Source organism: Cellulomonas dongxiuzhuiae, assembly GCF_018623035.1.
GTDB lineage: Bacteria > Actinomycetota > Actinomycetes > Actinomycetales > Cellulomonadaceae > Cellulomonas > Cellulomonas dongxiuzhuiae.
Window position 1 is genome coordinate 2792168 of record NZ_CP076023.1, and the last position, 11815, is coordinate 2803982.

An 11815-nucleotide genomic window follows, 5' to 3' on the forward strand; every position below is an offset into this window, starting at 1 on the left:
CGCCCCTCGGGCACTGGTATGTGACCCAGGTCACACGCAAACCCCCATGTATCGATACACCAACCCTCATCGACACCACCCAGGGGCTCCTAAACGATTACGAGACCCTCGAAACCTCCCGAAACCGGCCCTGCCGCATTGACGTTAAACCAGGCGGGAAGGGACGGTGTGCTGCCGGCTTTCTCCCGGCGAACACCCTGAGGAGGGATCGATGACGATCACACGTCACCGCCGCCGACGCGCGCGCGCTGTCAGCGCTGTCGCCGTGGCAGCCATGGCCGTGGGTATGGCCGTGCCGCTGGCCCTGCCGGCCGCGGCCGCAGGCAGCACGCTCGAGTCGGCTGCCGCCGAGACCAACCGCTACTACGGTGCCGCGATGGCCGGGAGCTACCTGAACAACTCGCAGGTCACCGGCATCCTGCAGCGTGAGTTCGACATGATCACGGCTGAGAACGAGATGAAGATGGACGCGACGGAGCCGTCGCAGAACCAGTTCAGCTACACCAACGGCGACCGGATCGTGAACTGGGCGCTGCAGAACGGCAAGCAGGTCCGCGGGCACGCGCTGGCGTGGCACTCCCAGCAGCCGGGCTGGATGCAGAACATGTCCGGCACCAACCTGCGCAACGCGATGCTCAACCACGTGACCAAGGTGGCCACGTACTACAAGGGCAAGATCTACGCCTGGGACGTGGTCAACGAGGCCTACGCCGACGGGAACTCCGGCGGCCGCCGCGACTCCAACCTGCAGCGCACGGGCAACGACTGGATCGAGGCCGCGTTCCGCGCCGCCCGCGCCGCCGACCCGGGCGCCAAGCTCTGCTACAACGACTACAACACCGACAACTGGTCCCACGCCAAGACGCAGGGCGTCTACAACATGGTCAAGGACTTCAAGGCCCGCGGCGTCCCGATCGACTGCGTCGGCTTCCAGGCCCACTTCAACTCCGGCAACCCGGTCCCGTCGAACTACGACGTGACCCTGCGCAACTTCGCCGACCTGGGCGTCGACGTGCAGATCACCGAGCTCGACATCGAGGGCTCCGGCTCCTCGCAGTCCCAGCAGTTCGCCGGCGTCACGCAGGCGTGCCTCTCGGTCGCCCGCTGCACCGGCATCACGGTGTGGGGCGTGCGTGACAGCGAGTCGTGGCGTGCCTCGGGCACCCCGCTGCTGTTCGACGGCTCGGGCAACAAGAAGGCCGCCTACACCGGCACGCTCAACGCGCTGAACGCGGGCGGCGTCCGCGCCACCCCGGGCGGCACCACGACGCAGCCGACGCAGCAGCCGACCACGCAGCCCACGTCGCAGCCGACCACCCAGCCGACGTCGCAGCCGACCACGCAGCCGACGGCCAACCCGACGACGCCCCCGCCCACCGGCAGCGGCACCTGCACGGCGACGTACTCCGAGGGCGAGAAGTGGAACGACCGCTTCAACGGGGTCGTGACGATCCGCGCCAACGGCAACATCAGCAGCTGGACCTCGACGGTCACGGTCCGCAGCCCGCAGCGCATCATCGCGACCTGGAGCGGGTCGCCGACGTGGCCCTCGGCCAACGTCATGACGATGCGCCCGAACGGCAGCGGTGCGCTGGCCAACGGGCAGACCGCCTCGTTCGGGTTCACCGTCCAGCACGGTGGCAACTGGACGTGGCCGACCGTCACCTGCTCGGCCTCGTGACGACCTGATCGACACGGCTGATCGACCCTCCGGGGTCGACAGCAGCTCGCCGCAGCGGGCGTGGCGCCTCGGCACCACGCCCGCTGCGGCGTTCACGCTGCTCACGGCCGTGGGTTGGTCCGTGCCGGGGCATGGTGGACACTGTCGCGTCGCCCCGTCCCCCAGGCCCAGGCAGGAGCCCGCATGAGCATCGTCCCGACCCCGGCGTGGCACCGCGACGAGGGTGAGCGCCGCGCCCGGGCCCTGTTCACGTCGACCTACCGGACGGCCCCCGGCGGTGTCTGGTCGGCCCCCGGGCGGGTCAACCTCATCGGCGAGCACACCGACTACAACGGCGGGCTCGCGCTGCCGATCGCACTGCCGCACCGCACCTACGCGGCCGTGGCACGCCGGGACGACGACGTCGTGCGGCTCGTGTCGGCGCAGGAGCCGTCGGGCGTGCGCGAGGTCCGGCTGGCCGACGTCGCGCCCGGGACGGTGCCGGGCTGGGCGGCGTACGTCGTGGGTGTCGCGTGGGCGCTGCGCGAGGCAGGGCACGACGTCGGCGGGTTCGACGTCGCGATCGACTCGTGCGTGCCGTCGGGTGCGGGACTGTCGTCGTCCGCGGCGCTCGAGGCCTCCGTCGCGGTCGCGCTCGACGCGTTGCACGGGCTGGACCTGGCGGGCGGGGTGGACGCCACCGGCGCGCCGACCGACGACGCGGGACGCGCTCTGCTCGCCGAGCTGTGCGTGCGCGCCGAGAACGAGATGGCGGGCGCGCCGACGGGCGGCATGGACCAGGCCGCGTCGCTGCGGGCCAGGGAGGGGCACGCGCTGCTGCTCGACTGCCGCGACGGCGCCGTGCGGCACGTGCCGTTCGACCTCGCCGCGCACGACCTGGCCCTGCTCGTCGTCGACACGCGCGCGCCGCACTCCCACGTCGACGGCGAGTACGCGCAGCGCCGCGCGGCGTGCGAGGACGCGGCACGGCGCCTGGGTGTCGCGACGCTGCGCGACGTCGCCGACGACGCCCGCGGTGACGCCCGGGCGCTCGAGGCGCTCGCCGACGGGCCCGGCGGCGCGGTCCTCGTGCGCCGCGTGCGGCACGTGACCTCGGAGATCGCGCGCGTGACGGCGTTCGTCGACGCGCTCGGCGCCGGTGACGTGGCAGGCGTCGGGCCGCTCATGGACGCGTCCCACGCGTCGCTCCGCGACGACTACGAGGTCTCGTGCCGCGAGCTCGACCTGGCGGTCGACGCCGCCCGTGCCGCGGGTGCGCTCGGCGCGCGCATGACCGGCGGCGGGTTCGGCGGCTCCGCGATCGCGCTGGTGCGGGCCGGAGACGTGGCCCACGTCGCCGACGCGGTCGCCGCGGCGAGCGCCGCCGCAGGCCTCACGGCACCCGCGTTCGCGGTCGCCGCGGCGGGACCGCCCGCGGCCTGACCTGTGACCGTCCACCCGGGGTACGACCGGGGACGGACGCGGCCCGCCCGCGCGCGCCGCTAGCCTCCCCACGTCGGGGCGGGCGTCATCGGCGACCGCGCTCGGCCTCATCGACCCGAGGAGCACACCGCAGTGGTTCGCCGTTACGTCTTCCCCGCCCTGCGGATCCTCGTCTGGGCCGTCATCGCGGTCGCGCTCGTGCGCATCGCCTTCGCCGGCGCCGACGTGACGACCGAGGCCTCCGGCGCCGAGCCGACCGGTCAGGTCGTCGAGCCGACCGTCGAGGCGACGACCGCGACGATCACGAACGCCGTGACCGTCCGGGGCTCGGTCGTCGCGGACCCGGCCGTCCCGGTGCGGGCGACGCTCGCGGGCACGGTCTCGAAGGTGCTCGTCGCGGACGGGCAGCACGTCGACGCCGGCACCCCGGTCCTCGAGGTGCGCCAGGAGACCCCGCAGGACCCGATCACCCGGACCGACCCCGCGACGGGCGAGACCACCGTCACCGAGCGCAAGCCCAAGGTCGCGGTCGAGCAGGTGACCGCCGCCGTCGGCGGGACCCTCAGCCTCCCGACCCTCAAGGACCAGGTCGTCGCGGTGGGAGACACGGTCGGGCAGATCTCGCCGGGGACCCTGTCGGTGTCCGGGACCCTCACGCCCGAGCAGCAGTACCGGCTGGTCGGGGCACCGGGCGAGGCGCAGGTGACCCTCAAGGGCGGACCGGCGCCGTTCACCTGCACGGGCCTGAAGATCGGCGCCGCGGCCCAGCCCGCGACCGCGCCCGACCCGCAGGAGGCGACCACCACGGTGCCGTCCGGCACGGTCTCGTGCGCCCTGCCGGGCGACGTCACCGCGTTCCCCGGGCTCGGCGCGGACCTCGAGATCGTCAACGGCACGGCGGCCGACGCGGTCGTCGTCCCGGTCACCGCCGTGCAGGGCACCGTGCAGCGCGGCAACGTGTGGGTCGTCGCGGCCGAGGGCGCGGAGCCCGAGGAGCGGTCGGTCGGCCTCGGCCTGACCGACGGCGAGGTCGTCCAGATCACCGAAGGTCTGGCGCTCGGCGACGTGGTGATGCAGTTCGTGCCCGTGCCCGGCGAGGAGCCGGAGTGCGACGACCCGAACCTCGACCCGGCGGCGTGCGAGGAATGAGCCTGCTCGAGCTCACGGGGGTGACGCGGTCGGTGCGGCTGCCCGACGACCGGTTGCTGGAGATCCTGCGCGGCGTGACGCTGAGCGTCGACACCGGCGAGCACGTGGCCGTCGTCGGACGCTCCGGCACCGGCAAGTCGACGCTGCTCAACATCCTGGGGCTGCTCGACGCCCCGACGGACGGCGAGTACCTGCTCGAGGGCATCCCGATCGGGCGGCTGTCGGCACGCGAGCGCACGCGGCGCCGCGGGCGCGACTTCGGCTTCGTGTTCCAGCAGTTCAACCTGCTGCCCGGGCGCACCGCGCTGGAGAACGTCGCCGCGCCCCTCATGTACGCCCAGGGCCGGCAGTTCTGGCGCCGCACGGCGCTCGCGGCACAGATGCTCGAGCGCGTCGGGCTGGGCGACCGGCTCGACACCATGCCGGAGAAGCTCTCGGGCGGGGAGCAGCAGCGCGTCGCGATCGCCCGGGCGCTCGTGCGCGGGCCGCGCGTGATCCTGGCGGACGAGCCGACGGGTGCGCTCGACGTCGAGACGGGCCAGGAGGTCATGGGGCTGCTCGACGAGATCGCGTCGATGACGGGCGCGGCGCTCGTGACCATCACGCACGACCTCGCCGTCGCGGCCCGCGCGCAGCGGCACTACCGGCTCACCGAGGGCGTGCTCGTGCCCGTCGACCTCGGCGGCGCCGGGCACGAGTGGGTCGGCGACGTCCCGACGCTCCCCGGCACCCGGCTCCCGGTGAACCCGGGCGCGGTGGCCGGGGTTCCGGAGCTCGCCCGCCCCGTCCCTGCGCAGGCCGAGCCGTGACCGGCCTGGTCGGCGCACTCGTCGAGGCCTGGGACGAGCTGCGCCTGCACAAGCTCCGCGTGCTGCTCGCACTCATCGGCGTCGCGGCCGCCGTCATGGCGATCACGGCCGTCACGGCCGTCGTGCAGATGCTCACCCAGGCCTACACCGAGGCCGGCGAGCGCAGCATGGGCCGGCAGGTCACGATCACCATCGACGCGTACCCCCGGAGCGAGCAGGCGGCACCGGCGTCCGAGCTCGACGCGACGTACGCGGTGGCGCTCGAGCGCTACGGGATCACCTGGGCCACGCGCGACTGGTACACCTCCGCGCCCTTCCGCTTCCCCGACGGCACGCGGCAGGTCGAGGTCCGCGCCGTCGACCCCGACCTGGGCACCATGCAGCGCGTCGGCGTCGACCAGGGCCGGTGGTTCACCGACGCGGACATCGACTCCTACGCCCCGCGGCTCGTCGTCAACGAGGTGTTCCTCGAGTCGCTGGGGGCCGGCGGGCTCGAGTCCCACCCGACCGTGCTGCTGGGCGACGAGACCCCGGTGCGCGCCGTGATCGTCGGCGTGACCGCGCGGCAGTGGCCGGGTGAGATGGCCTCGGCGATCGTCCTGTACGACCAGCTCACCCGCTGGTACACCCCGGACAGCAGCAGCGGCTGGGGCCAGCCGGCGCCGTCCCTCAAGGTCTGGGTGCCGCCCGAGGCCGCTGACGACCTGGCGCCCCTGCTGCGGCGGGACGTCGCCGCGGTGCTGCCGGGCTGGGACGTCCAGGCCTACGACAACCGGGACACCGGCACCAGCACCCTGGACGGCGCCGCGCGCTGGGTGGCGTTCGGCGTCGGCGCGTTCGCCCTGCTGCTCGGCGGCCTGGGTCTGGTGAACATCGCGCTGGTCACGGTGCGCCACCGCATCCGGGAGATCGGGATCCGCAGGTCGTTCGGCGCCACGTCGGGCCGCATCTTCTTCGGCGTGCTCATGGAGTCGGTGGTCGCCACGGTCGTCGCCGGGCTCGTCGGCGTGGTGCTCGCGGTGGCGGTCATCAAGAACGTCCCCGTCGACACGCTGTTCGGCGGCGGGATCCAGGACAGGCCGCCGTTCCCGGTGTCCGCGGCCCTCGTCGGCATGGCCTGCGCGACGGGTGTCGGCGCCCTCGCGGGCCTCATCCCCGCCACCGTCGCCGTGCGCGTCAAGGTGATCGACGCCATCCGCTACTGAGCCGGACGACGCAGGGCACTCGACCCCGGCGGGTCGTACGAGGACGAGGACGTCGAGAAGCAGCAGCGGGAGGTCGAGGAGCTCGTCGCCACCTGCATGGCCACCGCGCTGACCGTCAGAGGTCGTACTCGACGACCAGCGGCGCGTGGTCGCTGAACCTGGCCTCGTAGTCGGCGGCACGGTCGACCGTGGCCGCGCGCGCCAGCGCCGCCAGCGGCGGGGTGGCCAGCTGGTAGTCGATGCGCCAGCCGGCGTCGTTGTCGAACGCCTTGCCGCGCCACGACCACCACGTGAACGGCCCCGGGCCCGGACCGCCCAGGTCCCGCCCGAGGTCGCGCCAGCCGAGCTCGTCGAACCACCGGTCGAGGTGGGCGCGCTCCTCGGGGAGGAAGCCGGCCTTCCCGCGGTTGCCCTTCCAGTTCTTGATGTCCACCTCGCGGTGGGCGATGTTGAGGTCCCCCGCGACGACGACGTGGCCACCGGACTCGACGAGCTCGGCGAGCCGCGTGGTGACGTGCGCGAGGAACGCGTACTTCTCGTCCATCGAGGGCGTCCCCACGGTGCCGGAGTGCAGGTAGGCGGACACGACCGTCAGCGTCCCCGCGGCGCGCTCGCCCTCCGCCGGGATCTCGAGGTCGGCCTCCACCCAGCGCCCGGCGTCACCCGTCACGTCGGTGCCGAGCCCGATGCGCACCGCGCTCATCGGCAGCCGCGAGGCGATGGCCACCCCCGCGCGTCCCTTGGCGTGCCCCGCCTCGTGCGCCAGGTGCCACCCGTCGGGCGACAGGTGGTCGGCGAGGATCTCGTCCGACCCCCGCACCTCCTGCAGCAGCAGGACGTCCGGCTTGCGGACGTCCAGCCACTCCCCCATGCCGCGGCGGAAGGCGGCGCGGATCCCGTTGACGTTGACGGTGGCGACTCGAAGCACCGGGCCATCCTGCCGCACGCCACCGACACCTCGGCGCCACCTCCCGGCGCCGGGATCACTCCCCCGCGTAGGCCGCCTCGAGCGGTGCGATCTCCAGCTTGCGCATCTGCAGCATCGCCTGCGTCGCGCGCGCGACGCCCGCGGCGTCGGGGCGCGACATGATGTCGTCGAGCGCCTTCGGCACGACCTGCCACGACACGCCGTACCGGTCCTTGAGCCAGCCGCACTGGCTCGGCTCCCCGCCGTCCGCGATCAGCGTGTCCCAGTAGTGGTCGACCTCGTCCTGGGTCTCGGCGCTCAGGTAGAAGGAGAACGCCTCGTCGAGGGTGAACGCGGGGCCCGCCGTGAGGATCGTCACGGCGTGCCCGTCGAGCTCGAGCTCGATGACGAAGGGCGTGCCCTCGGGGACGTCGGGGATGCCGGCGGTCGCGTTCACCACGTTCGTGATGCGGGAGTTCGGGATGACGGACACGTAGAACTGCGCGGCCTCGTGACCGTCCTTCGCGAACCACAGGTGCGTGCGGACCCGGCCCATGGTGGGCTCCTCTCGTCGGTGTGCACCCGTACCGACCGGCGCCGTCCCCGGAACTCATCGCACGAGGGCCCCGGGTCGTGCGACCCGGGGCCCTCGTGGTGGTGCGCGTCAGCCGGCGAGTCGCTCCGCCGTGCCGACGACGTTGGCCAGGAGCATCGCGCGCGTCATCGGACCCACACCGCCCGGGTTGGGCGACACCCACGACGCGACGTCCCAGACGTTCGGGTGGACGTCGCCGACGATCCGGCTCTTGCCGGTCACCGCGTCGAGCTCCCGCGAGACGCCGACGTCGACGACCACTGCGCCCGGCTTGACGATGTCGGCCGTGACGACGCCGGGCACACCGGCCGCCGCGATGATCACGTCGGCGTTGCGCGTGTGCTCGGCCAGGTCGACCGTGCCGGTGTGGGTGAGCGTGACCGTGGCGTTGACCTCGCGCCGCGTGAGCAGCAGGCCGATCGACCGGCCCACGGTGACGCCGCGCCCGACGACGACCACGTCGGCGCCGCGCAGCGGGACGTCGTACCGCTCGAGCAGCTCGATGATCCCGGCCGGGGTGCACGGCAGCGGCGACGTGACGGGGTCGTTGACCCGCAGCACGAGACGCCCGAGGTTGGTTGGGTGCAGGCCGTCGGCGTCCTTCTCGGGGTCGATCAGCTCGAGGATCCGGTGCGTGTCGATGCCCCGGGGCAGCGGCAGCTGGACGATGTACCCGGTGCACGCCGGGTCGTCGTTCAGCCGCTGCACGGCGGCCTCGATGTCGGCCTGCGTCGCGTCGGCCGGCAGCTCCTCACGGATCGAGGCGATGCCGATCTGGGCGCAGTCCCGGTGCTTGCCGGCGACGTACGACCGCGAGGCGGGGTCGTCGCCGACGAGCAGGGTCCCGAGGCCGGGCACGACGCCACGTGCGGCGAGCGCCGCGACACGGGTGCCGAGCTCGGCCTTGATCTCGGCCGCGACGGCGGCGCCGTCGAGCTTCTGGGCGGTCATCGGTACGCCTCCGCTCAGTACTGCTGCAGGCCGGGGTACAGCGGGAACGCCTCGGTGAGCTTGCGCACCCGGGCGGCCAGCGCGTCGACGTCCGCCGCTGCGCCCTCGACGAGCGCCGTGGCGATGATGTCGGCGACCTCGGTGAACTCCGCGTCGCCGAAGCCGCGCGTGGCCAGGGCGGGCGTGCCGATGCGCAGGCCGGACGTGACGCGCGGCGGGCGCGGGTCGAACGGGACGGCGTTGCGGTTGACCGTGACACCCGCGGAGTGCAGGAGGTCCTCCGCCTGCTGGCCGTCGAGCGTCGAGTGGCGCAGGTCGACGAGCACGAGGTGCACGTCGGTGCCGCCGGTGAGCACCGAGACGCCCGCCGCGGCCACGTCGGGTGCGGTGAGGCGGTCGGCGATGATGCGGGCGCCGTCGATGGTGCGCTGCTGGCGGGCCTTGAACCCCTCGGTCGAGGCGACCTTGAACGCGACCGCCTTGGCGGCGATGACGTGCATGAGCGGGCCGCCCTGCTGGCCCGGGAACACGGCGGAGTCGATCTTCTTGGCGTACTCGCCCTTGCTCAGGATGAAGCCCGAGCGGGGGCCGCCGATGGTCTTGTGCACCGTGGACGACACGACGTCGGAGTGCTCCACCGGGTTGGGGTGCAGGCCCGCGGCGACGAGGCCCGCGAAGTGCGCCATGTCGACCCACAGCTTCGCACCGACCTCGTCGGCGATCTCGCGGAACGCCGCGAAGTCGAGCTGGCGCGGGTAGGCGGACCAGCCGCCGATGAGGACGTCGGGACGGTGCTCGAGCGCTGCCTTGCGGACGGCGTCGTAGTCGACGCGGAACGTCTGCGGGTCCACGCCGTAGGCGGCGACATCGTAGAGCTTGCCCGAGAAGTTGATCCGCATGCCGTGCGTGAGGTGGCCGCCGTGCGCGAGGTCGAGGCCGAGGATCTTGTCGCCCGCGTTGATGAGCGCGTGCAGCACCGCGGCGTTGGCCGTGGCACCCGAGTGCGGCTGGACGTTGGCGTGCTCGGCGCCGAACAGGGCCTTGGCGCGGTCGATCGCGATGGTCTCCGCGATGTCGACCTGCTCGCAGCCGCCGTAGTAGCGGCGGCCCGGGTAGCCCTCGGCGTACTTGTTGGTGAGCACGGAGCCCTGCGCCTGCAGGACCGCGCGCGGCACGAAGTTCTCGGAGGCGATCATCTCGAGGGTGTTCTGCTGGCGTGCCAGCTCACCGTCGAGGACGGCCGCGATCTCCGGGTCGAGCTCGGAGATGTTCTGGTCGAGCACGTTCTCGCTCATGCAGGGCTCCTGTCGCAGTCAACTGTGCGGGCGGCGTCCGGCGCACCGCACACGCACGTCGGGTGTGGGGTGACCGAGGGGCCCAGGCGTCCGACCCGTTGGTCCAGCTGCTGCGTCGCTCCCCGGTGGTGACCCACCCTGCTGCGCCAGTCGCGACACGCACACCTTACCAACCGCGCCCGCCTGCCCCGGCCCGTGTCCACGGCTCAGGCGGTCGCCGGCGGCGTCTCGAGGGCGGCCAGCCAGATCCGCAGCACACGCTCGAGGGCGTCGGCGTCGGCGGGCTCGAGCGCGTCCAGCAGGCGGCGCTCGTTGGCCATGTGGTCGGTGAACGCGGCGTCGATGACCTCGCGTCCGCGTGGGGTCAGCGCGACGACGCGCGCGCGGGCGTCGGTGTCGCCGACGCGGCGCGTCACGAGGCCTGCGCGCTCGAGCCGGTCGATCCGCTTGCTCATGCCGCCGCTGGTGACCAGCGTGTGCTCCGCGAGGTCGCCCGGCGAGCGCTCGTACGGTGGGCCGCCGCGACGCAGCGTCGCGAGCACGTCGAACTCCCCCTCGGTCAGGCCATGCCGGGCGTACACCGCGACGAGCTCGTCGGTGAGGTGGTTGGCGACGCGGTGCAGACGCCCGATGACCTGCTGCGGGCGGACGTCGAGGTCGGGACGCTCCCGCCGCCAGGCGTCGCCGACGAGGTCCAGCCGGTCAGGGGTCGGTGCGCGGCGCGGGTCCGGGGTGGGCACCCGGGGAATATATCTTCCACGTCAGGTATTTTGTCTTCCGTGGAAACTACCTGGCGCTGGTCGCTGCTCGCCGCCGTCGCGCCCGTCACCTGGGGCGCGGCCTACTTCGTCACGGCACAGACGCTCCCCGCCACGCACCCGCTCTGGGGCTCCGTGCTGCGCGCGCTGCCCGCCGGCGTCGTGCTGCTGGCGATCGCGCGACGGGCCCCCCGGGGCGCCTGGTGGTGGCGGTCGCTCGTGCTGGGCGCTCTGAACATGAGCGCGTTCTTCGTGCTCGTGTACGTCGCCGCGCAGCGCCTGCCCACATCGGTGGCGTCGACGGTGATGGCGGTCTCGCCGTTCGCGCTCGCCCTGGTCGCCTGGCCGCTGCTGGGCCAGCGCCCGCGCGCCGCGTCGCTCGCCGGCGCGGGGCTCGGGCTCGCGGGCGTCGTCGCGATGCTGCTGACGGGCAGCGTGGCCGTCGACCCGCTCGGGGTGCTCGCCGGCGCGGCCGCCATGCTCATGTCGTCGGTCGGGTTCGTCCTGGCGACGCGGTGGAAGGACGACGTCGACGTGCTGACGACGACGTCGTGGCAGCTGGTGGCCGGAGGGCTGCTGCTCGTCCCCGTGGCAGCCCTCGTGGAGGGTGGTCCGCCGACCCTGGACGCACGCGGCTGGCTCGGCATGGCGTTCCTGTCGCTCGTCGCCACGGCGCTCGCGTACGTCGCCTGGTTCACCGCGCTGCACCACCTGCCCGCGAGCGCGGTCGGACTCGTCGGACTCCTCAACCCCGTCACCGGCGTCGTCGTCGGGCTCGCGCTCGGCGGCGAGCACCTGACCGGGCGGCAGACGCTCGGCGTGGCCGCGGTCCTCGCCGCCGTGCTCCTGGGCCAGCCCGCTCTGCAGGCGCGGCTGCGCCGTCGGCGCCCGGTGGTACCGGCCGACCCCGACGTGGTGCGCACTCCCGCACCCGTGCCGGCCGGGCGTCGGTAGCGCGGGCCGGCCGGGACCACCGGACGGTGCCCGAGGCGACGTCGTCGTCCTTGACGGCGTCCGCGCGCGTGACGCCCGCGAAGGCGGGT

The 11815-nt window shown here is 73.5% G+C and carries 11 protein-coding genes and 1 riboswitch; of the genes, 6 read left to right on the forward strand and 5 right to left on the reverse strand.

All coding sequences use genetic code 11. The features are described from left to right. Positions 1-211 precede the first annotated feature (211 nt). From KKR89_RS12460 to KKR89_RS12480, 5 genes are all read left to right on the forward strand, one after another. Entirely contained in the window at positions 212-1681 is a 1470-nt protein-coding gene (locus tag KKR89_RS12460; protein ID WP_208195621.1) for an endo-1,4-beta-xylanase, read from the forward strand. Between the two features lie 183 nt (positions 1682-1864). Continuing rightward, a complete protein-coding gene (gene galK / locus KKR89_RS12465) occupies positions 1865-3103 on the forward strand; it encodes a galactokinase (protein ID WP_208195622.1) in 1239 nt (412 codons plus the stop codon). Between the two features lie 132 nt (positions 3104-3235). Continuing rightward, a complete protein-coding gene (locus KKR89_RS12470) occupies positions 3236-4252 on the forward strand; it encodes an efflux RND transporter periplasmic adaptor subunit (RefSeq protein ID WP_208195623.1) in 1017 nt (338 codons plus the stop codon). Then, a complete protein-coding gene (locus KKR89_RS12475) occupies positions 4249-5061 on the forward strand; it encodes an ABC transporter ATP-binding protein (RefSeq protein WP_208195624.1) in 813 nt (270 codons plus the stop codon). The genes KKR89_RS12470 and KKR89_RS12475 overlap by 4 nt, the downstream gene beginning before the upstream one ends. After that, entirely contained in the window at positions 5058-6266 is a 1209-nt protein-coding gene (locus KKR89_RS12480) for an ABC transporter permease (protein ID WP_208195625.1), read from the forward strand. The genes KKR89_RS12475 and KKR89_RS12480 overlap by 4 nt, the downstream gene beginning before the upstream one ends. Before the next feature lie 115 nt (positions 6267-6381). Here the strand turns inward: KKR89_RS12480 and KKR89_RS12485 are convergent, their stop codons facing one another. From KKR89_RS12485 to KKR89_RS12505, 5 genes are all read right to left on the reverse strand, one after another. Continuing rightward, positions 6382-7194 (reverse strand): exodeoxyribonuclease III, encoded by an 813-nt coding sequence (locus KKR89_RS12485; protein ID WP_208195626.1) that lies wholly within the window; start codon positions 7192-7194, stop codon positions 6382-6384. 55 nt (positions 7195-7249) lie between these two features. Then, positions 7250-7729 carry a VOC family protein gene (locus KKR89_RS12490; protein ID WP_208195627.1) on the reverse strand — a complete coding sequence of 160 codons (480 nt, stop codon included), beginning with the start codon at positions 7727-7729 and terminating at the stop codon, positions 7250-7252. Positions 7730-7837: 108 nt separating this feature from the next. Then, positions 7838-8719 (reverse strand): bifunctional methylenetetrahydrofolate dehydrogenase/methenyltetrahydrofolate cyclohydrolase, encoded by an 882-nt coding sequence (locus KKR89_RS12495; RefSeq protein WP_208195628.1) that lies wholly within the window; start codon positions 8717-8719, stop codon positions 7838-7840. 14 nt (positions 8720-8733) lie between these two features. After that, a complete protein-coding gene (glyA, locus tag KKR89_RS12500; protein ID WP_208195629.1) occupies positions 8734-10014 on the reverse strand; it encodes a serine hydroxymethyltransferase in 1281 nt (426 codons plus the stop codon). Positions 10015-10087: 73 nt separating this feature from the next. Next, positions 10088-10178, reverse strand: a riboswitch (ZMP/ZTP riboswitch). Positions 10179-10220: 42 nt separating this feature from the next. After that, positions 10221-10754, reverse strand: coding sequence for a MarR family winged helix-turn-helix transcriptional regulator (locus tag KKR89_RS12505; protein ID WP_208195630.1), 534 nt, complete (start codon positions 10752-10754; stop codon positions 10221-10223). Positions 10755-10793: 39 nt separating this feature from the next. On the opposite strand from KKR89_RS12505, the gene KKR89_RS12510 reads away from it, so the two are divergent. After that, a complete protein-coding gene (locus tag KKR89_RS12510) occupies positions 10794-11726 on the forward strand; it encodes a DMT family transporter (protein ID WP_208195631.1) in 933 nt (310 codons plus the stop codon). The last annotated feature ends 89 nt before the right edge of the window (positions 11727-11815 follow it).